The organism is uncultured Alistipes sp., assembly GCF_902388705.1.
Lineage (GTDB): Bacteria > Bacteroidota > Bacteroidia > Bacteroidales > Rikenellaceae > Alistipes.
The window spans coordinates 1-25,746 of sequence record NZ_CABMQJ010000034.1 but is presented as its reverse complement, the minus strand read 5'-3'; the positions used below and the strand labels follow the sequence as shown (position 1 = coordinate 25,746).

Sequence of the window (25,746 nt, the reverse complement as noted above, 5' to 3'; positions counted from 1 at the left end):
CCGGACACGAAGGTGCCCGCCGGCCGCCGCACCGCCGCCACGGCAGGCGACAGCGCCGCAGCGGTGAACGGGAACAGAAAAAAGAAAGAGACACGATTACCCCTGCAAGTAAAAAATATCCCTGTTGACAAAGGGAGATTCAGAGGGAATGTAAATACGAAACATAAGCCGCCGGAGCAGACAGCAGCGACAAGGCGGTGAACAAAAACCGGAATAAGATTTAGAAACGATATTTACAGCTTATGTTTTTGGAAAATGCCAGCCGCAAAGGCTGGATCGAAGTAATCTGCGGCTCGATGTTCTCGGGTAAGACCGAAGAGTTGATACGCCGCCTCAAACGCGCCAAGTTCGCCAACCAACGGGTCGAAATCTTCAAACCGCGCATCGACGTGCGCTACTCGGAGGAGGAGGTCGTGTCGCACGATTCGAACGCCATCCGCTCCACGCCGGTCGACTCGCCCCGCAACATCCTGCTGATGACCTCCGACGTCGATGTGGTGGGAATCGACGAGGCGCAGTTCTTCGATCAGAGCATCGTCGAGGTGTGCCGCGAACTGGCCGACAGCGGCGTGCGGGTCATCGCCGCGGGGCTGGACATGGACTACACCGGCAAGCCTTTCGGCCCGATGCCGGCGCTGATGGCCACGGCCGAATACGTCACCAAGGTGCACGCCATCTGCGTCCGCTGCGGCAACCTCGCGCACCACTCCCACCGCCTCACCCAGGACGAGAAGCTGGTCGTGCTGGGCGAAACCGATTCCTACGAGGCCATCTGCCGCCACTGTTTCAAGGAGCTGGTGCGGAACAAAAAAGAAGAGTAGGCCCCTGCACCGACATACCCGATGAAAGGAAAGAGGCCGCCGGCCTCTTTTTTTGTCCGGCGCCGGATTGCAAAACCGGAATAACCGCCTGAATACATTGGTACTGCACGAAATAAATCGTATCTTTACATCAAAGAAAGCATCCATGGAGGTATTGAAATTAGACAGGCGCAATACGACCCTCGTCGACAACGTCGAAGAGAGCCTGATACGCTTCTTCAAAGAACAGGGACTGCGCCCCGGCAGCAGCATTCCGAACGAAATCGACCTCGCGGCGTCGCTGGGCGTCGGCCGCGCCGTGCTGCGCGAAGCTTTGAGCCGCTTCAAAATGACCGGCATGATCGTATCCCGCACCAAGAAAGGAATGGTGCTGGGCGAGCCGTCGCTGCTGGGCGGCATGAAGCGCTGCGTCAATCCCCTGCTGATGAACGAATCGACGCTGCGCAACATCCTCGAATTCCGCGTGGCGCTCGAAATCGGCATCAGCAGCAACATCTTCCGCAACCTCACCCCCGCTCACGTGGCCGAGTTGGAGCAAATCGTGGAGATGAGCCAGGTCATCGGCAACAACAAATACGCTCCTGTCAGCGAACACCGGTTCCACACCAAACTCTACGAGATTACGGGCAACGCCATCATCACCGAATTCCAGGACATCATCTACCCCGTACTGGATTTCGTCAAGGAGAAGTACCGCGACTCGTTCGAGCCGATTGAGCTGGAGCTGGAGCGCAGCGGCGAACTGGTCACCCATCGCCACCTGCTGGAATATATCCGCAAAGGCGACCTGCAGGGTTACAAACGGGCCATCGAAGAGCATTTCAAACTCTACTCGATTTACCTCGAACGGCACCGCAGGCAGAACATGGAGGAGAGCCTGCCGCAGCCTGTCGCGGAAAAGGTCTGGTAACCGCCCCAAGGGCCCGGCAGGAGAACGGCGGCCCGGTCGCTCCCGTTGTTGTCCGGCAGCAGCCGGACACCCTGAAAAGCCGGGAATAACCAGCGGCAGCCATGCCCGGTACGCGCCCGGCAATCATCCAGACGGCCTCTCGGGCAGTCCTGCCCACCAACGCACTCCGCTCCTCCGACAACCCGTTGCGGCGACCATCCGACGCCCCTATAACGCCCTGCCCGGCAACACATCGGCACGTCCGGCAACCTGTCCGGCAATCCTTCCCACAAACACCATCCGGCAACCATCCGATGCCCCTATAACGACCTGCCCGGCAACACATCGGCACGTCCGGCTACCTGTCCGGCAATCCTTCCCACAAACACCACCCGGCGACCATCCGATGCCCCTATAACGACCTGCCCGGCAACACATCTGCACGTCCGGCTACCTGTCCGGCAATCCTTCCCACAAACACCACCCGGCGACCATCCGACACCCGTATAGCACCCCGACCGGCATAAAGGCCCGCCCCCGCCATAAAAAATGCGCCGCTGAAACCAGCGGCGCATTCGTTTTATCGGCGCAGTTTACTTTCATCCGTCACCGGGCCTCCCGCAGGGCCCCGATAAACCCGGGCCAGAGCACCCACAGATTTTCGGTCTGGAGCCACAGTTCGCGGGCCTGCGCCTGCTGCGAGGGCCGCTCGCTCCCGATATCTTTCAGATAGGCCTCGTCGGCGGGATGCTCCCCGGCCGTAAACTCGGCGAAATAGGGGGCAAAACGGGTCTTGAAATGCTGCAGCTCGCCCTCGGGCAGCTTCCCGTCGCGGCGGAACGCCGACCAGAGCAGCAGCACTTCGCGGCTGGCATACTTATCCGACACGTCGTTGATAACCTCGTCGAACAACTCCTGCTCGTCCATCGCCAGGTAGTCGAAAGCCAGCAGCTCGCTTCCCTCGAGGTGATCCTCGGGGTCAAGCTCCAGCAGCAGTTCCAGCAGAGCCGCCGACATCTCGAAATCGTTGATCAGGAAGTGGTCGATGGCCGACGCCAGCACCAGTTCGAGCGCGGCGCGCGAATTCCGGTGATTCCACTCGAGGTTGATTTCCTCGTCCTCGGGCACGAGGGCCGCAAGGCGCTGAAAAGCCTGAAAACGCTCGTTGCAGGCCCCCTCGACATCGCCCGCAGCCTCCATTTCACGGGTACGGGCCAATACGCCGGCGAAGTTGTACGCCCCCTCGCCGACAACTTCGAACGTCTGGTCGGAAGTGGGGTTAAGATATGCTTTTTGCATCGTGTCGCATTTTAAAAATCATAACAGCCAAAACGGCCAATGTCGCCGCCCCGCCCAGCAGGTAGGCCGCCGCACGGTCGTGCATGCCGCACATGAGCGGCGATATGAAGATATAGGACATACAGACATAGGTCATGATCAGCGCCGGCACGAGTCCCACCCAGCGGTTGCGTCCCCGCCTGTTCAGGTAGGCCGTAATCATCCAGAGGGTAACCATCGCCAGGGCCTGGTTCATCCATGCGAAATAACTCCACATAGCCTGGAAAGGCAGGCAGAAGATAATCAGCAGCCCCACCGCAAAAAGCGGCACGCTGATGTAGATGCGCCAGCGCAGGCTGCGCTGCCCGACCCCCATGAAATCGGCGACGATGAGCCGCGCCGAGCGGAATGCCGTATCGCCCGAGGTGATGGCGCAGGCCACGACCCCGAAAATGACGAATCCCGCCAGCACCTCGCCCAGCGTACTGCGGGCGATGACGTCGACCATCACGGCCGCCTGCCCGCCGTATTCGGCGATTGCGGCATTGAGCCCCTCCGTGCCGTTCCAGAACGCCATGGCCACAGCGGCCCAAATCAGGGCGATGATGCTCTCGGAAATCATGGCGCCGTAGAACACCGGCCGCGCCTCCCGCTCGGAGCGCAGGCAGCGGGCCATCAGCGGCGACTGCGTGGCGTGGAAACCCGAAATCGCCCCGCAGGCAATGGTCGTAAAGAGCATCGGGACAATCGGGAACCGCCCGGGATCGGCGATGCCGTTGTGCAGCGAGGTGAGTTCCGGAATGGTATATTTACCGTCGAAAAGCAGTACGACGAGGATTCCCAGCGCCATAAAGAGCAGCGCACAGCCGAAAACGGGGTAAATCTTACCGATAATCTTGTCCACGGGCAGCAGCGTCGCCACGATGTAATAAGCCAGGATAATCCCGAGAATCAGGAGCAGCAGCCACGAAAAATCCCCGAATGCGACGCCCGACAGGGCCGGCAAATTTACCCTGTTGGCTATCAGCGCCGCCGGCTGCGAAAGGAACACGGCGCCCACGAGCACCATCAGACCGACCGAGAAAACGCGCATGAGCTGTTTGGCCCCGTGCCCGAGGTAGGTGCCGACCGTTTCGGGCAGGCTCGCACCGTTGCTGCGCAGCGAGATGATGCCGGCGATAAAATCGTGTGCGGCCCCCATGAAGATGCCGCCGAAGGTAATCCACAGGAATGCCACGGGGCCGTATGCCGCCCCGAGCACGGCCCCGAAAATCGGCCCGAGCCCGGCGATGTTGAGCAGTTGGATGAGGAACGTTTTCCACATCGGCAGCGGAATGTAGTCCACGCCGTCGTAGGAACGCCGGCAGGGCGTTTCAGCCGCAGGATCGACCCGCACCAGACGCTCCAGATAACGTCCGTATGTAAAGTAGGCGCCCACGAGCAGCGCCAGACATACCAGAAAAGTAACCATAGCCGGGGCAGTTTTGACGCGAATATAGCAAGAAAAGCGAGAATTTTTTCAAAATTGTTGCGAGAAAAAGATTTTTTTCAGATATTTGCAATCCCAAAGGGAACTTAATGTTCCCGGAAAGCCGAAATAGCTCAGTTGGTAGAGCGTTTCACTCGTAATGAAGAGGTCCCGGGTTCAAGTCCCGGTTTCGGCTCGGAAAATCCCTGATAACAGATTAGTTATCAGGGATTTCTGTTTCTCGGGCGAGTCTTTTTCCACCCTTGTTTTCCAGGCAGGAACAAGGCAAAAGGCGGCTTGCGGCGCAAACAGCCGGACTTCGGAGCACAGGGCACACCCGCCTGCGCAACACGCGGCGGGCGGCACGGCATGCACAAGCGACCCGGAATACACAAGCCGGCGCAGAATACAGCGGACAGTGCAGAATACGGCAACCGGCGCGGAATGCACGCGTGACGCAAAATCCCCGGAATCGAAAAATCGGAGTGCCCAGCCTGCAGCCGTACACCCCGATTCCAAACCACCCGGCAGGCGCGAATCACTCCGTCCAGCCGCCGCCCAGGGCCTTGTAGAGCTCCACCAAGGCGAGGTTCTCGTCCCGCACGGCGTTGCTCACCCCGATTTGGGCATCGAAATAACGACGCTGGGCGTCCAGCACGTCGATATAATTGATGCTGCCGCCGCGGTACTGCAACTGTGCCAGCTCGACGTACTTGCGGGCCGCATCGCGCAGGTTGACCTTCAGGGCCGCGGACTGGCGCACGCCGCGGTAGGTTATGACCGCGTCGTTGGCCTCCTTGAAGACCGTCAGCACCTTCTTTTCGTACTCCAGACGGGCCTCGTCGTATGCTGCCAGCGCGGCGCGGTATTTCGCCCGCTTGCGTCCGAAGCCGAAAACCGGCGAGGCAAGCGTCCCGGCGACATACGAGAACGGCGAACGGAAAAATCCGCCCAAATCGTCGTTCTCCCAGCCGCCCGTCAGGTTAAAAGTCAGGCGCGGGAAACGGTCGGCATAGGCCATGCCCGCCGAGGCCATCGCCGCACGGAGCTGCTGCTCCGAAGCCCGCACGTCGGGACGGCGCCGGAGCAGTTCCGAGGGCAGCCCGACGGGAAGCCTGTCGGCGAATTCGGCTTCGGTATCCATCCTGCCGCGCACCACGCGCCAGTCGGGATTCTCGCCCATAAGCAGGGCGATGGCGTTCTCGGCAATCTCGATACGGCTCTCCAAATCGGGAATCAGCGCCGCCGTCGCGGCGTACTCGACTTTCGCCTGCTGGTAAACGGTTTCGGAGGTGAGGCCCCCCTCGAAGCGCAGCTGCGCCTGGTAGGCGCCCTCGCTGCGCGTGATGAGCGTACGCCGCACGATGGAGAGTTCGTTGTCGAGCGCCATGAGGTTGAAGTAGGCCGAAGCCGCTTCGGCCACGAGCGTCATCTGCATCGCCCGCCTGTCCTCGACCGACGCGAGGTATTCGGCGCCGCCCCGGCGCTTGGCCCAGCGCAGGTTGCCCCACAAATCCAGCTCCCAGCTCAAAGTCGCCTTGGCCCCGAATTCGGCATCGCGGGTCGACGTCTCCCCGGCATAGTCGTTGGTTTCATGGTCGGCATAGGCGTTGGCGGAGAGCGAAGGCAGCCGTTCGGCCTTGCTCACGCGGTAAAGCTGGCGCAGGCGCTCCACACGCGCCGCAGCGGCGAGCATGTCCTTGTTGTTGGCCAGCGTACGCCCGATAATCCGGCACAGGGTCGAATCGCCGTAGAAGCGCCACCACTCCATGTCGGCGATGGTCAGCGAATCGGCGGCTGCCCCGTCGGCAATCCCCGCCGGGAGGTCGATTTCGGGTGCCTTGCAGTGGCGCACGGCCGAGCAGGAGCCCAGCCCGGCGGCAGCGGCCAGTATCATGAGCAGTATCGTAAGTCGTTTCATCGTTTCAGTTTTGCTTTAATCCGGTAAATCCACACAAAGAAGAAGGGCACGAAGACAATACCGACCGTAATGGCCACCAGCATGCCGAAAAAGACGCCCGTGCCGATGCCCTGGCGGCTCGCCGACCCCGGCCCCGAGGCGAAGACCAGCGGCAGCAGGCCGAGGATAAAGGCCAGCGAGGTCATGACAATCGGGCGGAAGCGCAGGTGGGCCGCCGTAAGCGCTGCCGACACCACGTCGCGGCCCTTCTCAACCTCCTCCTTGGCGAACTCCACAATCAGGATGGCGTTCTTGGCCACCAGTCCCACGAGCATCACCAGCCCGATCTGGAAATAGATATTATTCTCCAGGCCGCATATCCAGATGCCGAGGTAGGCGCCGATGCCGGCCACCGGAAGCGACAGGATGACCGCCACAGGCACCGACCAGCTTTCGTACTGGGCCGCGAGGAACAGGAACACGAACAGGAACGCCAGCGCCAGCACGAGCCCGGTCTGTCCGCCCACGTGCTTCTCCTGGTAGGAGAGGCCGCTCCACTCGACGCCGACCGACGCCGGGAGGTGCCTGCGCACGAGCTCTTCCAGGACGTCCATCGCCTGTCCCGAGCTGTACCCGTGGGCCGCTTCGCCCGAGATGGTGGCCGAGTTGAACATGTTGAAACGCTTGATGTTGCCGGCTCCCGTCGTATAGTGCGTCGTACCGAGCGAGGTGATGGGAATCATCACGTCCCCCGCGCCGCGGACGAAGAAGAGGTTCAGGTTGTCGCGCTGCGCACGGTAAGGGGCCTCGGCCTGGATGTAAACGCGGTAAATGCGGTTGAACATGTTGAAGTCGTTGACGTAAATCGACCCCGTAAAGGCTTTCATCGTCGAGAAAATGTCGGACATCGAAACGCCCAGCAGCTGCGCCTTGTCGCGGTCGACGTCGAAGTAAAGCTGCGGAATGTCGCCCTGCATCGACGACGCGAGCCCCGAGAACTCGGGCCGCTGCGAAGCGTAGTGCATCAGCGTATCCACGGCGTGCTGCAAATCCTCGTAGGTCGTGTTGCCGCGCGCCTCGAGCACCATTTCGAAACCGCCCGAGTTGCCCAGTCCGGGAATCACGGCGGGCGTCGAGAGGTAGACCTTGCTCTCGGGATAGCGCGACATCTCGGCGCGCACGCGCTGCATCACGTCGCTCAACCCCTCCGAGTCGCGCTCGCCCCACGGCTTGAGAATCACCGTCAGCTGGCTTCGCGCCTGGTTCGTGCCGACGCGGGGACTCGAGCCGGTAACGTTGAGCACGTACTCCACGTCGGGGTCGTTCATCAAAAACTCCATGGCGCGGTCGGTCACCTCGCGCGTGCGCTCGATGGTCGCCCCCTCGGGCAGCTCCAGCTCCACGGTGAAGTAGCCCTGATCCTCCTGCGGCATGAAACTCTGCGGCACGAGCCGGTTCATCAGCCAGATGCCGATGAGCACGATGCCGAAGGCCGCGAACATGCGGCGCGAATGTTTCAGCGCCCCCTGTATCATGCGCCCGTAGAACTTGTTGCCCGTCGCCAGGCCGAGGTTGATACGGCGGAAGAACCGGTTTTTCTTTCCCTCGCTCCCCGGGCGCAGGAAGAGCGAACACATCACGGGGCTCAACGTCAGCGCCACGACGGTCGAGATAATCACCGACACGGCGATGGTGATGGTGAACTGGCGGTAGAGCTGCCCGGTGATGCCCGAAAGGAAGCTCACCGGCACGAACACGGCGCACAGCACCAGCGACATGGCAATCAGCGCGCCGCTCAAGCTGCCCATCGCCTTTTTCGTCGCCTCGTAAGGCGAGAGGTGCTCCTCGTTCATGATGCGGTCGACGTTCTCCACCACCACGATGGCGTCGTCGACCACGATGCCGATGGCCAGAATCAGTCCCAGCAGCGTCAGCATGTTCAGCGAGAAGCCGAAAACGAGCATCACGCCGAAGGTGCCTATCAGCGAAATCGGCACGGCGACAATCGGGATAAGCGTCGCGCGCCAGCTCTGCAGCGAAAGGAACACCACCAGAATCACCAGCAGTAGCGCCTCGAAAAGCGTGCGGTAGACGTGGTGAATCGACTCCGAGATATAGGTGGTCATGTCGAACGGAATCTCGTAGCTGATACCCTCCGGGAAGTTGCCGGCAATTTCATCCATGGCGGCCTTGACCGAAGTCGCGACCTCCATGGCGTTGGCGCCGGGGAGCATGTTGATGTTCAGCACGGCGGCGTTTCCGCCGTTGATGCCGCTCTCGGTGTTGTACGACGAGGCTTCGAGCGAGATGCGCGCCACGTCCTTGAGGCGGATAATCGAACCGTCGGGGTTGGCCCGCACGACGATGTCCTCGAATTCGCTCACCGACGACAGGCGGCCCTGCGCCGTGATGGGAATCGTGACGTCGATTCCGTTCATGGGGGCCTGTCCCAGCACACCGGCGGCCGATTCGCGGTTCTGGTCTTTGAGCGCCGTCTGCAAATCCTTGACCGTCAGGCCGAGGTCGGCCAGCTTGTCGGGCATCACCCATATCTGCATGGCGTAGTAACGGCTGCCCACGTTCGAAACGCTGCCCACGCCGGGAACGCGCCGCAGCATGTCCAGCACGTTAAGCGTGGCGTAGTTGCTCAAATAAATCTCGTCGAACTTGGGGTCGGACGACAGCAGCGTGATGGTCATCAGCTTGCTGGCCGCCTGCTTCTCGACCGAGATGCCGTTCTGCACGACTTCGGCCGGCAGGCGCGCCTCGGCTTTCTTCAGGCGGTTCTGGATGTCCACGGCCGCCAGGTCGGGGTCGGTCGAGATGTCGAACGTCACCGTGGCGGAGAATCCGCCCGAATTGGAACTCGACGACTCCATGTAAATCATGCCGGGGGTGCCGTTCAGCTCCTGCTCGATGGGCGTGGCCACGGCCTGCGTCACGGTCTGCGCATCGGCGCCCGGGTACGAGGCCGAAATCCGCACCACGGGAGGCACGATTTGCGGATACTGGTCGACGGGCAGCAGCGCCAGGCCGATGAAACCCACGATCACGATGATGATGGACAGCACCGTCGAAAAGACGGGCCTGTCGATAAAAAAGTCCGCTTTCATAGGCTACTGCTCTTTTTCGTTCTCCTGCTCGCGGCGCGGGGCGACGGGTTCGACTTTCATGCCGTGCCGGAGTTTGTGGTATCCCTCGACGACGATATCCTCGCCCTGCGCCAGACCGCGCTCGACGACGATGTTCCGGCCGAGTTCGGGGCCGGTTTCCACGAAACGCTTCTCGACGATGCTGTCGGGACGCACCACGTAAATATAGGCGCCGCCCTTCTCGATTTCGACGGCTTTCGCGGGAACCACGACGGCGTCCTCACGCACGTCGAGCAGCAGCCGCACCTTGGTGAACTGCCCCGGCAGCAGGATGTGGTCGGGGTTGGCCATCTCGGCGCGCACGGAGAAGGTACCCGTCTGCGGGTCCACCTGCGGATCGGCGAAATCGACCAGTCCGCGGTAGGGATACTCGGAGCCGTCGGCCAGCGTGACGGTGATGTAGGGATCCCACTTGCGGGTCGAGTCGCGGTGCCCGAGGTTGACGTTGCGGGCCTTGCTGCGCAGGTAGTCGAGGGCGGTCATGCTGAAATCGACCCGCACGGTATCGCTCTTGACGACCGTGGCGAGCAGCGATTTGCCGCCCGGCCCGACCAGCGTGCCGATGTCGGCGTTGCGCTCGGAGATATACCCCGCGATGGGCGACTGCACGCTCGTATAGCCCAGCGTCATCTGCGCCTGCGTCAGGTCGGCCTCGCCTACCGCGACATCGGCCGCGGCGCTTTCGTACGAAGCGACGGCATTGTCGAGCTCGAGCTGACTGGCCGCGCTCTGTTCATAGAGCGGGCGTATGCGGTCGAGGTCGCGCTTGGCTTTCAGGGCCTGGGCGCGCGCCTTGTTCAGCTGCGCCTTGGCCTTATCGACGCGGGCGCGGTAGACACGGGGGTCGATTACGAAAAGCGTCTGGCCTTTCTTGATATAGGTACCCTCGGCGAAGAGCATCTTTTCGAGATACCCCTCCACGCGGGCGCGGATTTCGACGAACTGCTGGGCGCGGATGCGGCCCACGTAATCGCCGTAGATGTTGACGTCTTCGGTCACGACGGGTTCCACCGCGACGACGGGCAGTACCACGGCAGCCGGACGCGGACGCAGCAGCACGGCAAGCAATACCGCCACCGCAACAGCGACGACAGCGACGGCAACCCACTGCCGGCGGCTCAATTTCAGGCGGACATGCGAAGCCCGGACAGCCGCTTTCTTCACGCTGTCCAGATTCAGGTCCTGCAAATTCGGTTTCAACTTATCAAATTTCATAAAGCACGAATAATGGTTGAGGGCATCGACAAGGGGTTCAAACCTTGCGCCAAGACGGCGATATTCCCATTAAAACATTTATTAACAGCAAAATACCGACCAAATTCGGGCCAAATATAGATAAAAATCTGTGGAATATTTCCACAACGGGTGTGGAATAATTCCACAATACCGCCCCGGATACGGCAGTATCCGTTCCCCGGGCGGTAAAAGGAGAGGACAGACGGAGGTAACTGCGCGGCCCGGAAACGGAGCGGCCCGGAAGCCCGCTACCGGCAAAAGAACCTCCCGGCACGGTAAGATGCGGTACAGCCAAATTCCCGCCCCTGCTTCCCGGCTGTTCCGGATGCCCGGCGGGCCGGAACTCCCGCAGCCCCGCTTCCCGGTAGGCCGCAGCAAAAAAAAGACCCGGCAAGGGGTCTTTTCAAACGGTGCGGATTCCATCCAAAAAAGGGCTCTGCGCCCGTTTCGGAGGCTATCTGCGAAGGCTGCCGTCCTCGGCTATATGGAGAGTCTTTGCATGTCCGGAAGGCTCAAATCCCCCCCCCCTCACGGTTCTCTCCATCGCCGGGGAACCGGATACCGATGGGATGGGCGAAGATAAAGCGCGCGCCTCCCGTATAGGTCGGGTCGACCCAGATGCGCCCGCCGAAAATCATGGCGATCTGGCGGCAGATAGCCAGCCCGAGGCCCGTGCCTTTCTTCTTGTTTCCGTCGAGTTTCTCGAAGCGGTTGAAGACCATCTCCTGCTTGTCGAGCGGAATGCCGGGGCCCGTATCGGTCACCGAGAAGAGCACCTCGCCGTGCTCCTCGTCGATCTCCACGCCGAGCGTAATGCTGCCCTCGGAGGTGAATTTGCTCGCATTGGTCAGCAGGTTGATCAGAATCTGCGACAGGCGGTGAACGTCGGTCACCAGCATGTAGGAGCCAACGGCGCACTCGAGTCGTCCCTCGACACCCTCCTGGCGCGTATGCGCGGTGGTCATCAGGATATGCTGGCAAATCTGTACAATCTCCTCCGACGAGTAGTTGAACTTGATTTTGCCGCACTCGAGCGACGAAATATCGAGGATGTCGTTGAGCAGCGTGAGCAGCATCTCGGAGTTGTTGACCACGATGGCGCAGTATTCGGCGCGCTCCTCCTGCGAGAGTTCCTCGCCCTGCATCAGCGACGAGAAACCGACGATGGCGTTGAGCGGCGTGCGGATTTCGTGGCTCATGTTGGCCAGGAACGCCGACTTGAGCATGTCGGACTCCTCGGCTTTCTCGCGCGCCACGACCAGCTGGCCTTCGCGCTCCTCGAGCGTGCGTTTCAGGCGCCGCGTACGCAGGAACAGCCAGGCGACGAAAATCAGCAGCAGCACCAGCAGCACGATACCCGCCACGAGCTGTTCGATGTAGTGCGAGTATTTCGAAAGTTTGGCCGCCACCGTATCCTCGACGATGCTTCCCTTGGGCAGGGCGTATTCGGCAATCTTCAACTCCTTGAGCTTGCGCGAGTCGAATCGGTACTCGCTCCCCGTGAGATGAAAGTGGGTCGCATCCATCTTGCCCGTAGCGTAGTACTCCTTTATCTGCGGGGCGATTGCCGCGGCGCCGTTCTCGTAGTCGGGGATATAGCCGCCCACGGCCACGTCGCCAATCCCCGTACCCGTAATCGAAAAGACGGGAATGCGCGGGTTGAGCTGCACCAAATCGTTGAGCGAACGCTGCATGAGGTACTCCCCGTCGCTGCCTACGCGCCACGTGCCCAGTATCGCCGCCGAGCGGAGCGGAAGCGAGGCATAGGCCTGGTGCGCGGCTTCATCGCCGTCGCGGCCGTCCACCAGCACCAGTTTCAGGTCGGGGTAGTTCTTCATCTCCTCGCGCACGAGGGCCTGCAGCGAGATGCCCCCGTAGGTGTTGTCCGAAATGAACGCGATATTTTCGACTTCGGGATAGAGCGAGCGAATCAGTTCGATATTGCGGCGGACATCGTATTTGTTGAGCAGGCCGCCCACGTTCCGCAGGCTGTCGGCCATCTCCATGTAATTGACGGCAGGGGGCATCCACGCGCCGGTGCTGTCGGCGGGCGGCGGCAGCACAACGCCGTTGGAGCTGACGAAGCAGCTGAAGCACATCACGTTCTCGGGAATGCGCCCCAGCGAAACGAACGACGCCCAGGCCTCCTGCCCCAGCAGGACGATGGCACGCAGGCCGCCCCGGTTTTCGTAACGGGTTATCATGTTGTCGGTCTGCGAAATCCAGATCGGCGCGTCGTTGATGCTCTTGCATTCGAGCGTTTCGACGTAAATATCGCACGGCACGCCCGACGCCACCACCTTGCGCTCGAATTCGGTAATGAAACTCGACATGCGGCGCGTGTCGGGGTTGTACGATGAAATAACCAGGATGCTCTCCCGCTCCGGAGCATTCTCCTGGGCGCGAAGCGACATCGGGAACAGGATGCAGCAGCCGATGAGCAGCAGCACCCCACATTTTATAGCTATGTTTCTGGTCATAGTGTTCTCCTTTTCTGCGAAAGCAGCGAGGCAATGCACTCCCGGAGTTCGGAAGCACGCAGCGGTTTGGCGAGACATTCGTCGAAGCCGGCCTGGAACATACGCTGTCGGTCGGTTTCGAATGCATAAGCCGTCAGTGCGATGACGGGGACGCCGGCCGACATCTCCCGGATGAGCCGGAGCGCTTGGTAACCGTCCATCACGGGCATGCTGATGTCCATCAGCACCAGGTCGGGGTTTTCCGCCGTAAACAAATCGACGGCCTCCCTGCCGTCCCATGCATGCGACAAATCGTAATCGCGACGCAACAGCACCTCGACAAGCTTGAAATTGCTCGGGTTGTCCTCCGCCACAAGTAACCGGGGACGGCTGCCGTCGGAATCTACGCTTTTGTCACACTCCATCGCTTTTTCGGTTTAACAAAACCGCCCGGCCCGCAATATAGACCGGACAATTGCACAAAAATACCATTTTTTTGATTAATAATACAGTCTTACGCAAAAAAATTAACAACGGGCGCGGCAACGGGCCGGTAAAACCGGGCGTTTTTGATTCATAAATCGCCTTAAAAGTTTATTTTATCATTTTTTTTACCGATATTTGCAGCCGGGAAAGTGACTCTTTGCGAATAATGTTTATATTTACTACGATTTTCCGGTACTTACACCCCGGGAAGTGCGAAGTCGCCGACCCTGCACCGGCCATGTGCAGCGATGCCGCCCCTTCGTTGCAGAGAGTCCGACGACAATGAACCGCAGAACATGAACAAGAAAAAAGTACTGATCGTAGACGACAAGGAACAGATTGCCAAAATCCTCTTCGCATACCTCCATGCGGATTACGATTGTTATTATGTGCAGAATCCGCTGCAGGCCATCGAATGGCTGCACAAGGGAAACATGCCCGACTTGATTATCTCGGATATCCGCATGCCCGAAATGCGCGGCGACGAATTCCTCGAATACCTCAAACTCAACGAACTGTTCAGGGACATCCCGGTCGTGATGCTCTCGAGCGAGGACAGCACCTCGGAACGCATCCGCCTGCTGGAACAGGGGGCGGAAGACTATATCGTCAAACCGTTCAACCCGCAGGAGCTCAAAATACGCATTAAAAAGATTTTGGATTGAAATATCCCGTCATCTACATCAGGGGCAAAGGCAACCACACGGCCCGTTTTTCGGAACTGACCGAAGGACAGATGAGCATCGTGGGGGACATCGGTTCCGCCATGCGTCTGCTCGCACCCGCCAAAGGAGGCAAAGGGGGTCACGCCTTTATCCTCTACGAGCAACACGACACGGATGCCGACCTGCGCGACATCCGCTTCCTGCGCTCCTGGCTGCCGGGAGGCGGCATCGTCCTGATCACGTCGGACGGGATGACCCAGCAGCAGCGGCACGAATACCTCCGGGCCGGCGTCAACAGCGCCCTGCCGGGAAACGTTTCGCGCGAGGATTTCCTCCGCACGCTGCAATTCATGACCGACTACACGTTCGTGCACAAAGCCGTCACGGGCGACAGCAGCGAAGTGAGGCTGTTCCGGATGCCGCTGTGGAAACGGTCGTTCGACATCCTGGCCTCGCTTTCGGCCATCGTCCTGCTCTCGCCCCTGCTGCTTGCCGTCGCCGCGGCAATCAAGTTCGACAGCCCGGGGCCGGTCGTCTACAAGTCCAAACGCGTGGGCAGCAACTACCGCATCTTCGATTTCCTGAAATTCCGTTCGATGCGCACCGACGCCGACCGGCGGCTCAAGGAGTTCCGCGACCTGAACCAGTACGCCGCCCAAACCGCACCGGACGATTCGGCGAAGATGACCTTCGACGAAGCGGACATCGGCAAACTGCTGGCCGACACTGGAAACGGAATGCTTTATGCGGACGATTTCGCAATTCCCGAAGAGGCGCACCACCAACAACTGGAAACCGAACAGGAGAATGCGTTCGTGAAAATCGAGAACGACCCGCGCATCACGCGGCTGGGACGCATCCTGCGCAAATACAGCATCGACGAGCTGCCGCAGCTTTTCAACATCCTGCGGGGCGACATGTCGGTCGTCGGCAACCGCCCGCTGCCCCTCTACGAAGCCGAACGCCTGACCAGCGACGAATATATCGAACGCTTCATGTGCCCCTCGGGGCTCACGGGCCTCTGGCAGGTCGAGAAACGCGGACAGGCGGGCAAACTCTCGCCCGAACAGCGCAAGCAGCTCGACATCGAGTATGCCCGCAAAATGTCGCCGTGGTTCGACCTGAAAATCATCCTGCGCACATTCACGGCGTTCATACAAAAGGAAAACGTATAAAACACAACGACAGATGAAAAAAGTCGTCATAACACTCTGGGCGCTGCTGATCGCTGCCGCCGCAGCGGCACAAACCGAACCCACGGCGCCCGAATTCGAGTACAGCGACCTGCAGCAGCTCGCACCGGAGGACTACATAAACCTCCAGCTGCCCCCGCTCCACACGCTGATGGAGAATGCGCGGCACGCCCCGCAGGTAGGCTATTACGAATCGAACCGCGAAATCGAGGAGCGCGAGCTGAAAACCGTGCGCCGCAACTGGATGCACTATTTCAAACTCAACGCCAACTACAACTACGGTTCGTCGGACATCTACAACCAGAACTACCAGGACAGCAGCATCCCGGTCTGGACGACCACCACGACCGGGCGTGACCAGAGCTGGTGGAACGTCGGGGCTTCGTTCTCGATTCCCATCGACGAGCTGTTCAACCGCCGCAACAAAATCAAGCAGCAGAAGAAGCGCATCGAAAACACGCAGTACGACATGGACCGCTGGTACGACGACCTGCGCCTGAAAATCATCGACTCGTACACCTCGGCTGTCCAGCAGCTCTCGATTCTGCGGAGCGCCGCCGAGGCCATGATCGCCGCACAGGCCCAGTACCGCATGTCCGAGGCCGATTTCATCAACGGCAAACTCGACGCACAGGCCCTGAGCCGCCAGAAGAGCATCGAGAACGTGGCCATCCGCGAGTACGAACAGGTGCGCAGCAACCTCAACAACGCCCTGCTGCGGCTCGAGGTGCTCACCCACACCCCCATCATCAACAAATCCGCGAAACCCGCTAAATAACGACTGGTTATGAATTACATAGCTTATACCGCGCGGTTCCTCTACCGCATCAAGTGGTGGCTGATTGTCTGCCCCACGCTGGTTGCACTGGCCGTTTTCTTCAAGATGGGCGCACAGCCCCGCACCTACAAATCCACGACGACCATCTATACGGGTATCGTTTCCGGATACGACATCACCAGTACGGAGGGCACACGGCAGGACTGGAACGTCATCAACAACGCGATGGACAACCTGATCAACATCATCCTGTCGCAGAGCACGCTGAAGAACGTTTCGATCCGGCTTTACGCACAAGACCTGACGCACCTCGACACCGAGAAAGACAACAAGTACCTCACGGCCCGCACGTCGCGCTACCTGAAAGCCCGCACGCCGGATGATGTCATGGCGCTCGTCGACCCCGCCTCGGAGGAGAAGACCCTCGAGAACCTGCGCAACTACGAGAAAGCCGACCACGACAACCACGTCTACGGCATTTTCCACTGGAGCCCGCCCTACTACAGCTACGACGCGTTGAGCCGCATCAAGGTCCGGCGCGTCGCCAGCAGCGACATGCTCGAAATCAGCTACGAGAACGACGATCCCTACATCGTCTACAACACGCTGCTCATCCTCAACGACGAATTCGTCAAACAGTACCGCGACCTGCGGTTCGGCGAAACGAACAACGTCATCGCCTACTTCGAGTCGGAGCTCGACCGCGTGGGCCGCAACCTGCGCAACCTCGAGGACTCGCTGCGCGACTACAACGTCGAGCACAAGGTCATCAACTACGACGAGCAGACCAAGCACATAGCCGCCCTGTCGCGCGACTACGAGCTGCGCTACGAAGAAATCCTGCTCAACTACGAGAGCGCCGAGAAGCTGCGCACATCCATCGAACAGCAGCTCGAAGGGCTGCAGACGTTCCACAACAACACGCAGTTCATCGAGAAACTCCACTCCATCGGCAACCTCTATTCGCGCCTCTCTGCCGCCGAGGCGTTCCAGCCGACGCCCGGCAGCGACCCCCTTTCCGACAAGGAAACCCTCCCGACCAGCCGCAGCAACGTGGGACAGCTGCGCCAGAAGCTGGACGAGGAAACCCGCAGCCTGCAGCAAATCACCACGAATATCGCCAACCAGCAATACACCAAGGAGGGTCTGTCGACCACATCGATCATCGGCGAATGGCTGGCCGCTGTGCTGCTTGCCGAAAAATCGAAAGCCGAACTGGGGGTGATGAAACTGCGCAAGGGCGAACTCGACGAGAAATACGTCCACTTCTCGCCGGTGGGCTCGACCCTCAAGCGCAAGGGCCGCGAAATCAACTTCTCGGAACAGTCGTACCTCTCGATTCTCTCGGCGCTCAACGCCGCGCGCCTGCGGCAGAAAAACCTGCAGATGACCTCGGCGACGCTGAAAATCATCAACGCGCCCGTACTGCCGATTGCGGCGGAGCCCTACAAGCGCAAACTCTTCGTGGCCGCGGCATTCCTCGCCACGATGCTTTTCGTCCTGGGATTCTTCATCCTGCTGGAGCTGCTCGACCGCACGCTGCGCGACAAGGTGCGTGCGGAACGCATCACGGGCGGCCGGGTCATCGGCGCCTTCCCGGGCAAGGGACGCTTCGGGCAGCGGCGCTTCACCAAGCAATACCGCGAGATCGCCGCCCGCTACATCGGAAACGCCGCAATCAACTATTTCGAACCGTCGGCACGGCCCAACGTCCTCAACATATTGAGCACCGAGCACGGCGACGGCAAGAGCCTCATAATCGAATACCTGGCCGACTTCTTCCGCGAAGCGAACATGAAAGTGCGCGTCGTCGAGTGGAACAGGGACTTCGACATCGAACAGAAATCGTACCTGCTGGCCGAAAAACTCGAAGATTTCGTACAGGACAAACCGGACCAGGTGCCTTTCGCCGAAGCCGACGTGGTGCTGGTGGAATACCCGCCCCTCACGGAAAGCTCGATACCCAAGGAGCTGTTGCGGCATGCGGCGCTCGACATCGTCATCGCCCCAGCCAACCGCACGTGGAAAGACACCGACCAACTGCTCTTCGAAAAAGTCGAGAAGCTCGCCGGCCGCACGCCCGTAACCCTCTGCCTGAACTGCGCGCGCCGCGACGTGGTTCAGTCTTTCACGGGCCTGATGCCTCCTTACGGCCGCCTGCGCCGGCTGGGCTACCAGATCAGCCAGTTCGGATTCACCGCCGTCAAATAATCCGCCGCACCGCAATATGGAACGCTACGGCAGCATAACCACCCCCGTCAGCGTGCCCCGGTTAATCGTCTGGGCACTGCTGGCCGGAGGCGTGGCCGTGCTCGCGATGACCTTCACCAAATACGGGGTACTGGCGGGACTGGCCGTTTCGGCCATCCCGGCGGCGCTGTGCATCCTGTGGGTCACGCTGCGCGACCCGGGGCTGTCGATGCTCGGGCTGTTCGTGGTCAACTATTTCATCATGGCACTGACCCGCTACGCCCACGACCTGCCGTTCGGCTTGATTCTCGACGCGCTGATATTCTACAATATACTGATTATCAGCCTGCAGGCCATGATGCACCGAATCGAATGGAAACGCGCCAGCTCGGGCCTGACCGTCGTGGCGGCCATCTGGGTGGCCTACTGCACCCTCGAAGTGGTGAACCCCGAGTCGGTTTCGGTAGCCGGATGGTTCTCGTCCGTACGCTCGGTGGCGTTCTACTTTTTCTTCATCACGGTACTCACGCAGCTCACCATGTCCGAGTACAAGTACCTGAAATACATGCTGATCGTATGGTCGGTACTGACGCTGATCGCCGTCGCGAAAGCCTGCATCCAGAAATTCATAGGCTTCAACGCCGCGGAGAACTACTGGCTGTTCGTGCTCGGAGGGCGATCGACGCACATCATCCGCAGCGGCGTGCGCTATTTCTCGTTCTTCAGCGACGCCGCCAACTTCGGGGCCTCGATGGGACTTTCGATGGTCGTATTCTCCATCTCGGCGCTCTACTACCGCAACCCGTGGATTAAAACCTACCTGCTGCTCGTGGCGGCAGCGGCCTGCTACGGCATGCTGATTTCCGGAACGCGCAGCGCCCTGGCCGTGCCGTTCATCGGCTACACGGCATTCATCATGATGTCGCGCAACATCAAGGTCATCGTCGCCGGCATCCTGCTGGTACTGGCGGCTTTCGTATTCCTGAAATTCACCACCATCGGACAGGGGAACGCCATCGTCCGGCGTGCGCGCAGCGCTTTCAACACGCAGGACGCCTCGTTCCAGGTGCGCCTGGAAAACCAGGCCAAACTGCGTGAACTGATGCGCGACAAACCTTTCGGCGCCGGCCTGGGGCACGGCGGCGGCAAGGCCAAGACCTTTGCCCCGGATGCCCCGCTGTCGCAGATACCTACCGACTCGTGGTTCGTGATGATCTGGGTCGAAACGGGCGTCGTGGGCATCCTGCTGCATATCGGCATCCTGCTCTACATCCTCGCGCGGGGCGCCTGGCTGGTCGTATTCAAACTGCGGAACGTCCAGCTGCGGGGATTCACGGCGGCACTCACGGCCGGAATTTCGGGCATCGTCGTCATGGCTTACGCCAACGAGGTGCTGGGACAAATCCCCACGGGCGCCATCCTTTACATGTGCATGGGCTTCATCTTCCTCGCGCCGCGCTTCGACCGCGAACTGACGCGAAAGGAGATTCTGGACAAGGCGATGCCGGCCCAGCGGCCCCCGCTGCGGGAAAACTACGAATAACATGAAACCGCTCATCACGGTCATATCGGTCAACTACAACGGCTTCGACCTCACCTGCGCAATGCTCGACTCGCTGCGGCGGCACGTCACCTCCCCGCTCGAAATCATCGTCGTGGACAACGGCTCCGCACGCGACGAGGCGGCCCTGCTGCGCGAACGCTATCCGGACATCGACGTCCTGCGCAGCGAGCGCAACCTCGGGTTCGCCGGGGGCAACAACCTCGGGTTTTCGGCAGCGACGGGCGATTTGCTGCTGCTGCTGAACAACGACACCGAAGTGGAGGACGACACGCTGCACTACCTTTGCGAAACGCTCCGCGACAATCCGGAGATCGGCGCCGTATGCCCCAAAATCCGGTTCTTCGCACCTCCGCGCCATATCCAGTTCGCCGGCTATACGCCCCTGACGCGCATCACCCTGCGCAACGCGCTGGTCGGATTCGAGGCCCCCGACGACGGGTCGTTCGACACGCCGCACGACACGCCCTACGCCCACGGCGCAGCGATGATGATACGCCGCGAGGTGCTCGAAAAGGCGGGGCCGATGCCCGAAATCTATTTCCTCTATTACGAAGAACTCGACTGGTCGGTGCGCATCCGCGAACAGGGATGGCGCATCGCCTACGACCCCCGCTGCACGGTATTCCACAAGGAGAGCGCCACCACGGGGCAGCAGAGCCCCTTACGCAGCTACTACCTGACCCGCAACCGCCCCCCCCCCCCCCCCCCCCCCCCCCCCCCCCCGCCGCAACCTGCGGGGCGGCACGCGGCTGCTGTCGCTCGCCTACCAGCTCTGCATAGCGGTGCCCAAGGCGATTCTCTCGGCGCTGGCACACGGGCGGCGCGACCTGGCAAAGGCCGCATGGCGCGGCGCGGCGGACTTCTTCACCCTGAAAAACCAAACGGCATGACGACAGCGATCAACATAATCGACTGGATTTTCATTTTCATACTGGGAATTCCGGTACTCTACCTTTTCGTCTTCGCGCTTTTCTCGACGCGCCGGCGCAGGGAGGCCTATCCCCCGGCCAGGCGCCAGCGGAAATTCGCAACGCTGATTCCGGCCTACAAAAGTGACGCGGTGATCGTCCGCACGGCCGAGGCCGCCCTGCGGCAGGACTACCCGGCCGGGCTGCACGAGGTGGTCGTAATCGCCGACGGGCTGCAGCCCGCAACGCTCGCCGAACTGCGCAAACTGCCGCTCCGCGTGCTGGAGGCCGCATTCGAGAACAGCTCCAAGGCCAAAGCCCTCAACTTCGCCGTCGAGCAGCTCGGCCCCGAAGCCGCCGACGCGGTTGCAATCCTCGACGCGGACAACCTCGCGGGCGAAGAGTTCATTGCACGCCTCAACGACGCTTTCGACAGCGGCATGCAGGCCGTACAGACCCACCGCACGGCCAAAAACCGCGACACAGACACCGCCGTGCTCGACGCCGCCAGCGAAGAAATCAACAACGCCATCTTCCGCCGCGGACACGTGGCGCTGGGCCTCTCGTCGGCACTCATCGGCTCGGGCATGGCCTTCGAATACAAATGGTTCCGCGAAAACATCGCCCGCTGCACCACTTCGGGCGAGGACAAGGAGTTGGAAGCGCTGCTGCTCCGGCAGGGCATCTACATCGACTACCTCGACCAGGTGCGCGTGCTGGACGAGAAGGTGCAGGGCCAGGGCGCCTACTACAACCAGCGGCGGCGCTGGATTGCAGCGCAGTTCTATGCCCTCGGCGCCGCCGTACGGCAGCTTCCGGGCGCCGTCTTGTCGGGCAATGCCGATTACTGCGACAAACTGCTGCAATGGTGCCTGCCGCCGCGCATCCTCGTGATGGGGCTCGTACCGCTGTGGGCCGTCGTAACGACCGTTTTCGACCCGGCGGCCTCGCTCAAATGGTGGGCGGCCCTGCTGTTGCTGCTCTTCGCGCTGGCGCTGGCGCTGCCCGACGAGCAGACCGACGAGCGGCTGGGACGCGCCCTGCGGCGCATGCCCGTGCTGTTCCTGCTGACCCTGGCCAACCTGTTCCGCCTGCGGGGCACCAAAGACAAATTCATCCACACCGAACACACCGGGGCCGGCAGCGACGCCCCCGGAAACAACACCGGAACCCGACCATGAAAATCGCAATCGAGGCACAGCGCATCTTCCGCCCCAACAAACACGGCATGGACTTCGTGGCGCTCGAAACCATCCGCTGCCTGCAACGGCTCGACACCGTGAACGAATACTTCATCTTCACGGGCGAGGGCGAAGACCGCTGCCTGGAGGAGAGCCCCAACATGCATATCACAACGCTCCGCTGCCCGAGCTATCCGCTGTGGGAACAGTGGGCGCTGCCGCGCGCCGTAGCGCGGGTAAAGCCCGACCTGCTGCACTGCACCAGCAACACCGCGCCCGTATGGGGACACACACCGCTGGTCGTCACGCTCCACGACATCATCTTCCTCGAAAAACAGGCCTCGCGTAACAAGTCGCTCTACCAGTCGCTGGGACGCATCTACCGCCGCCTGGTGGTGCCGCGCATCCTGCCTGCGTGCCGCAAAATCATCACCGTGTCGCAATTCGAATGCGACCGCATCCGCACCGCCCTCAACCTCGACCCCGACCGCATCACGGCCATCCACAACGGCTACAACGACCGGTTCCGCCCGATGGACGACGTCGCGGCGACCGTCGGCAAATACCTCCGCGACCCCGCATACCTCTTTTTCCTGGGCAACACCGATCCCAAGAAAAACACGCCCGGGACGCTGCGCGCCTACGCCGAATACGTCCGCCGCTCGGCGGCTCCCCTGCCGCTGCTGGTGGCCGACCTCAAGGAGCAGGCCGCGGAGCAGATACTCCGCGAAATCGGGGCTCCCGAACTGCGCGACATGCTCCGCCTGCCGGGCTATATCCCCAACGGCGACCTCCCGGCCATCTACAACGGCGCCTCGGCATTCCTCTACACCTCCCTGCGCGAAAGCTTCGGCATTCCGCAGCTCGAAGCGATGGCCTGCGGCACGCCCGTCGTCACGTCGAACACCTCGGCCATCCCCGAAGTGGCGGGCGAAGGGGCCATCCTCGTCGATCCGACCGACCCGGCGGCCATCGCCGACGCCCTGCTGCGGCTCGAAACCGACGCGGCATTCCGCGCGGCACAGGTCGCCTACGGGCTCGAACGGGTGAAACAGTTCTCGTGGGAGCAGACGGCCCGGCAGCTGCTGGCGCTCTACGAGTCGCTGGGAAAATAACCGGGGGGGGGCCGCCACAAGGCAACCGGCATGAAATCCCGGCACAAGGCGCCCGCCTCAGGGCCAGCACCCGTGCAGGCCGACGCAAAACCCCGCCCGGGACATCCGCCCGGAATTGCCTGAAAAGAACAGGAACCATCGTGCGGGTACAGCACCAAAAGAAGCCCCTCAAAAGAGGCGCACAGACACAAAAAATGAAGGGCCCGGTTTGTCGGGCCCTTCATTTTTCTTCCTTTCTGCCGGATATTATTTGCCTTTGACGAGGTATTCGTCGACACCGTGCATATACCAGTCCTGCGCCAGCTTGCCGCCCGATTCGGCCCAGCGGGCCATGTCGGGATAGGCTTTCAGGAAATCCACCTTTTCGTAAGCGTGCCGGATGTCGTGGGGAACGTTAATCGCCCAGACCAGCCGGTCGTTCGAATAGTAATAACCGTCCGCCTTGTCGGTATGGGTGCAGGCGGCTTTCAGGGCCTTGTAATCGGACAGGGCGTCGGGAGTGGGTTCGAATCCGCCCATATGGATTTCGATGAGGCGGCCGTCCGACTGGCGGTTGCGGGTCACAAAGAAATCGAACATGTCGAAAGCCACGTTCTCGATGGCAATCGAATTGCGGAAATAAACGAGGAAAGAGGCGCTGACCAGCTGCTCTTCCGTCATCTCGTACCCCGCTTCGGTGTTCACATAGGCGGCGCCGGGCTGCTGGTTGGGATTGCGGCGGATATTCTCGAAGCGCAGGAGGGCAGGTTCGCCGACCCGGTTTTCGGAGTTGAGCGCCACCAAATCGGCATCGGCGGCATGCGCCTTGTCGACGGGCGTAATCTCATCGATTTCGCCGCCTTTGACACCTTTCATCGACAGGCAGAGATCATAGGGTATCGAGCCGCCCACCGCTTTCACGCGAACCCCGATAAGCATGGCAAAAACCTTGTTTTTGTTCTGCATGTAGAGCTGCGCCTTGTAGTTGACGACCAAATCGTTGAAGTCGTAGTCGCCGTACGCGGGCCAGAGATCCTCGAAAAGAAGCGTTCCCCAACCGTCCGACGGCATGTGAATCACATTTCCTTTGGTGGTGTTCTTGTCGCCGTCTTCGAGGCCGTCGTACAGCTTGCCGTTCGCTCCGAGCGAATAGACGGCGGCGGAGTTGGCCACGGATACGGCCTCGGGCCGCGATACACCCGTTTCGGTTTCATAGCTTACATACAGCGTCCGCAGGGCGGCAGGCACATCGAGCGCCACGGCATCGGCGCCGCCGCCGGCCACGAACGAGGCGAAGGGTTCGGCATCGCGCTCCGTCGCGACGAAAACGCGCGAGGGATGGGCCGCGGAGAAATTACAGTCGACGGATTTGGTCGTCTTCCAATCGAACGAAGCAGGAACATTCAACCCCACGACCTTGTCGGCGTCGCCCCCGGGTTGCGGGGACGGCATATCCTTCACACATCCTGCCAAAAGCGACACTGCCGCAAAGCAGGCGCACAGGGCAATCTTCTTCATGATAATTTTCAGCTAAAAGTGACGTTTCATTACAAAGGTAATGGATATATTCAAATCCGCCAAATTTTTAAACAAAAAAGCCCCTTTTCGTTATCGACCCGACAAAAAACGACAGTCCTCCGGACGGAATTCGCACGGCAGGCCTCCGTATATCGCAAAAGTTTGCTACCTTTGTAATTATGATTGGTAAAATCAAAAACAACCCCCGCCTCAAACGGATGGTTATCGGTCTCATATCGCCCCGCAAACACCCGCGTCCCCGGCTTTGGGTGCGCTGGCTGGTAAACCCTTTTGTTCACAAAAAGGGCCGGGGTGCGCTGATTCGCCGCCATGCGCGGCTCGACGTTTTCCCGTGGCGCCGCTTCGAAGTGGGGCGTGGCGCGCTGATCGAAGATTACGCGGTCGTCAACAACGGCGCCGGCGACGTGATAATCGGCGACGGGGCGCGCGTGGGTATCGGATCGGTCGTTATCGGCCCCGTGCGCATGGGCGACCGCGCCGGACTGGGACAGCACGTGTTCATCTCGGGATTCAACCACGGCTATGCCGACGGCACGCGCGACTCGAACGAGCAGGAGCTCGTCCGCAAGGAGGTGACCATCGGCCGCGAGGCGCACATCGGCGCCAACTCGGTAATCGTGGCCGGCGTCACCATCGGCGAACGCTGCCAGATCGGCGCCGGGAGCGTCGTCACCAAGGATATTCCCCCGTACAGCGTCGCCGTGGGCAACCCGGCGCGCGTCATCAAACGCTACGACCCCGAAAAACAGGAGTGGGTCCCGATCCGCCATGAGTGAACCCCGAGTCAGTGTCATAATACCCGTTTACAACACGGAGCCTTACGTCGAGGAGGCCGTGCGATCGATTATGGAGCAGACGCTCCGCGAGCTGGAAATCATCATCGTCGACGACGGCTCGACGGACGGCACCAAGAACTCCGATTTCATAAAGGAACTGGGTAACAAT

The 25,746-nt window shown here is 60.8% G+C and carries 20 protein-coding genes, 1 tRNA gene and 1 pseudogene; 14 read left to right on the top strand and 8 right to left on the bottom strand.

Features of this window, described 5'->3' with window-relative positions; all coding sequences use genetic code 11:
• The 3 genes from QZT71_RS08790 to QZT71_RS08780 all read left to right on the top strand — a co-directional run.
• The coding region (locus QZT71_RS08790) for a hypothetical protein (RefSeq protein WP_295915230.1) at positions 1–201 on the top strand (201 nt) is incomplete at its 5' end.
• 41 nt (positions 202–242) lie between these two features.
• A complete protein-coding gene (locus tag QZT71_RS08785) occupies positions 243–821 on the top strand; it encodes a thymidine kinase (protein WP_295915228.1) in 579 nt (192 codons plus the stop codon).
• A 145-nt stretch (positions 822–966) separates the two neighbouring features.
• Positions 967–1,731 carry a FadR/GntR family transcriptional regulator gene (locus QZT71_RS08780; RefSeq protein ID WP_295915226.1) on the top strand — a complete coding sequence of 255 codons (765 nt, stop codon included), beginning with the start codon at positions 967–969 and terminating at the stop codon, positions 1,729–1,731.
• Positions 1,732–2,316: 585 nt separating this feature from the next.
• On the opposite strand, the gene QZT71_RS08775 is transcribed toward QZT71_RS08780, so the two are convergent.
• A complete protein-coding gene (locus QZT71_RS08775) occupies positions 2,317–3,009 on the bottom strand; it encodes a tetratricopeptide repeat protein (RefSeq protein ID WP_295915223.1) in 693 nt (230 codons plus the stop codon).
• Positions 2,990–4,459 (bottom strand): carbon starvation CstA family protein, encoded by a 1,470-nt coding sequence (locus QZT71_RS08770; protein WP_295915221.1) that lies wholly within the window; start codon positions 4,457–4,459, stop codon positions 2,990–2,992. The genes QZT71_RS08775 and QZT71_RS08770 overlap by 20 nt, the downstream gene beginning before the upstream one ends.
• Before the next feature lie 120 nt (positions 4,460–4,579).
• Between QZT71_RS08770 and QZT71_RS08765 the strand changes: the two genes are divergently transcribed.
• Positions 4,580–4,652, top strand: a tRNA-Thr gene (locus QZT71_RS08765).
• Positions 4,653–4,994: 342 nt separating this feature from the next.
• On the opposite strand, the gene QZT71_RS08760 is transcribed toward QZT71_RS08765, so the two are convergent.
• The 5 genes from QZT71_RS08760 to QZT71_RS08740 form a co-directional block, all read right to left on the bottom strand.
• On the bottom strand, positions 4,995–6,377 hold the full coding sequence (locus QZT71_RS08760) for an efflux transporter outer membrane subunit (RefSeq protein ID WP_295915218.1): 1,383 nt from the start codon (positions 6,375–6,377) through the stop codon (positions 4,995–4,997).
• A complete protein-coding gene (locus tag QZT71_RS08755) occupies positions 6,374–9,469 on the bottom strand; it encodes an efflux RND transporter permease subunit (RefSeq protein ID WP_295915215.1) in 3,096 nt (1,031 codons plus the stop codon). The genes QZT71_RS08760 and QZT71_RS08755 overlap by 4 nt, the downstream gene beginning before the upstream one ends.
• A 3-nt stretch (positions 9,470–9,472) precedes the next feature.
• Positions 9,473–10,723, bottom strand: a complete 1,251-nt coding sequence (locus QZT71_RS08750; RefSeq protein ID WP_295915213.1) for an efflux RND transporter periplasmic adaptor subunit — start codon at positions 10,721–10,723, stop codon at positions 9,473–9,475.
• A gap of 533 nt (positions 10,724–11,256) precedes the next feature.
• Positions 11,257–13,224, bottom strand: a complete 1,968-nt coding sequence (locus QZT71_RS08745; protein ID WP_295915211.1) for an ATP-binding protein — start codon at positions 13,222–13,224, stop codon at positions 11,257–11,259.
• Positions 13,221–13,628, bottom strand: a complete 408-nt coding sequence (locus tag QZT71_RS08740; protein ID WP_295915209.1) for a response regulator — start codon at positions 13,626–13,628, stop codon at positions 13,221–13,223. The genes QZT71_RS08745 and QZT71_RS08740 overlap by 4 nt, the downstream gene beginning before the upstream one ends.
• Positions 13,629–13,985: 357 nt before the next feature.
• Between QZT71_RS08740 and QZT71_RS08735 the strand changes: the two genes are divergently transcribed.
• From QZT71_RS08735 to QZT71_RS08700, 8 genes and pseudogenes are all read left to right on the top strand, one after another.
• On the top strand, positions 13,986–14,354 hold the full coding sequence (locus QZT71_RS08735; protein ID WP_295915207.1) for a response regulator: 369 nt from the start codon (positions 13,986–13,988) through the stop codon (positions 14,352–14,354).
• Positions 14,351–15,529, top strand: a complete 1,179-nt coding sequence (locus tag QZT71_RS08730) for a sugar transferase (RefSeq protein WP_295915204.1) — start codon at positions 14,351–14,353, stop codon at positions 15,527–15,529. The genes QZT71_RS08735 and QZT71_RS08730 overlap by 4 nt, the downstream gene beginning before the upstream one ends.
• A 13-nt stretch (positions 15,530–15,542) precedes the next feature.
• Positions 15,543–16,325, top strand: coding sequence for a TolC family protein (locus tag QZT71_RS08725; protein ID WP_295915200.1), 783 nt, complete (start codon positions 15,543–15,545; stop codon positions 16,323–16,325).
• Between the two features lie 9 nt (positions 16,326–16,334).
• Complete coding sequence (locus QZT71_RS08720) at positions 16,335–18,536, top strand: exopolysaccharide biosynthesis protein (protein WP_295915197.1); 2,202 nt, start codon at positions 16,335–16,337, stop codon at positions 18,534–18,536.
• A 16-nt stretch (positions 18,537–18,552) separates the two neighbouring features.
• Positions 18,553–20,058 (top strand): O-antigen ligase, encoded by a 1,506-nt coding sequence (locus tag QZT71_RS08715; protein ID WP_295915194.1) that lies wholly within the window; start codon positions 18,553–18,555, stop codon positions 20,056–20,058.
• A 1-nt stretch (position 20,059) separates the two neighbouring features.
• Positions 20,060–20,969 (top strand): annotated as a pseudogene (locus tag QZT71_RS08710) (glycosyltransferase family 2 protein).
• Entirely contained in the window at positions 20,921–22,168 is a 1,248-nt protein-coding gene (locus tag QZT71_RS08705) for a glycosyltransferase family 2 protein (RefSeq protein WP_367112545.1), read from the top strand. The pseudogene QZT71_RS08710 and the gene QZT71_RS08705 overlap by 49 nt, the downstream one beginning before the upstream one ends.
• Positions 22,165–23,283 (top strand): glycosyltransferase family 1 protein, encoded by a 1,119-nt coding sequence (locus tag QZT71_RS08700; RefSeq protein ID WP_295915189.1) that lies wholly within the window; start codon positions 22,165–22,167, stop codon positions 23,281–23,283. Before QZT71_RS08705 ends, QZT71_RS08700 begins: the two co-directional genes overlap by 4 nt.
• A gap of 246 nt (positions 23,284–23,529) precedes the next feature.
• On the opposite strand, the gene QZT71_RS08695 is transcribed toward QZT71_RS08700, so the two are convergent.
• Positions 23,530–24,780 (bottom strand): LruC domain-containing protein, encoded by a 1,251-nt coding sequence (locus QZT71_RS08695; RefSeq protein ID WP_295915187.1) that lies wholly within the window; start codon positions 24,778–24,780, stop codon positions 23,530–23,532.
• Between the two features lie 179 nt (positions 24,781–24,959).
• On the opposite strand from QZT71_RS08695, the gene QZT71_RS08690 reads away from it, so the two are divergent.
• The gene (locus QZT71_RS08690; protein WP_295915183.1) at positions 24,960–25,577 is read left to right on the top strand and encodes a DapH/DapD/GlmU-related protein; all 618 of its coding nucleotides are present in this window, start codon (positions 24,960–24,962) and stop codon (positions 25,575–25,577) included.
• Positions 25,570–25,746 (top strand): glycosyltransferase (locus QZT71_RS08685; RefSeq protein WP_295915233.1); only part of this gene is annotated, 177 nt, incomplete at its 3' end. The genes QZT71_RS08690 and QZT71_RS08685, both read left to right, overlap by 8 nt.

Coding starts and splice junctions, on each gene's coding strand:
- QZT71_RS08745 (WP_295915211.1), bottom strand. CDS start 13,224: ATGACCAGAAACATAGCTATAAAATGTGGGGTGCTGCTGCTCATCGGC.
- QZT71_RS08715 (WP_295915194.1), top strand. CDS start 18,553: ATGGAACGCTACGGCAGCATAACCACCCCCGTCAGCGTGCCCCGGTTA.
- QZT71_RS08735 (WP_295915207.1), top strand. CDS start 13,986: ATGAACAAGAAAAAAGTACTGATCGTAGACGACAAGGAACAGATTGCC.
- QZT71_RS08785 (WP_295915228.1), top strand. CDS start 243: ATGTTTTTGGAAAATGCCAGCCGCAAAGGCTGGATCGAAGTAATCTGC.
- QZT71_RS08740 (WP_295915209.1), bottom strand. CDS start 13,628: ATGGAGTGTGACAAAAGCGTAGATTCCGACGGCAGCCGTCCCCGGTTA.
- QZT71_RS08760 (WP_295915218.1), bottom strand. CDS start 6,377: ATGAAACGACTTACGATACTGCTCATGATACTGGCCGCTGCCGCCGGG.
- QZT71_RS08725 (WP_295915200.1), top strand. CDS start 15,543: ATGAAAAAAGTCGTCATAACACTCTGGGCGCTGCTGATCGCTGCCGCC.
- QZT71_RS08775 (WP_295915223.1), bottom strand. CDS start 3,009: ATGCAAAAAGCATATCTTAACCCCACTTCCGACCAGACGTTCGAAGTT.
- QZT71_RS08720 (WP_295915197.1), top strand. CDS start 16,335: ATGAATTACATAGCTTATACCGCGCGGTTCCTCTACCGCATCAAGTGG.
- QZT71_RS08705 (WP_367112545.1), top strand. CDS start 20,921: ATGGCGCGGCGCGGCGGACTTCTTCACCCTGAAAAACCAAACGGCATG.
- QZT71_RS08755 (WP_295915215.1), bottom strand. CDS start 9,469: ATGAAAGCGGACTTTTTTATCGACAGGCCCGTCTTTTCGACGGTGCTG.
- QZT71_RS08695 (WP_295915187.1), bottom strand. CDS start 24,780: ATGAAGAAGATTGCCCTGTGCGCCTGCTTTGCGGCAGTGTCGCTTTTG.
- QZT71_RS08770 (WP_295915221.1), bottom strand. CDS start 4,459: ATGGTTACTTTTCTGGTATGTCTGGCGCTGCTCGTGGGCGCCTACTTT.
- QZT71_RS08750 (WP_295915213.1), bottom strand. CDS start 10,723: ATGAAATTTGATAAGTTGAAACCGAATTTGCAGGACCTGAATCTGGAC.
- QZT71_RS08700 (WP_295915189.1), top strand. CDS start 22,165: ATGAAAATCGCAATCGAGGCACAGCGCATCTTCCGCCCCAACAAACAC.
- QZT71_RS08780 (WP_295915226.1), top strand. CDS start 967: ATGGAGGTATTGAAATTAGACAGGCGCAATACGACCCTCGTCGACAAC.
- QZT71_RS08690 (WP_295915183.1), top strand. CDS start 24,960: ATGATTGGTAAAATCAAAAACAACCCCCGCCTCAAACGGATGGTTATC.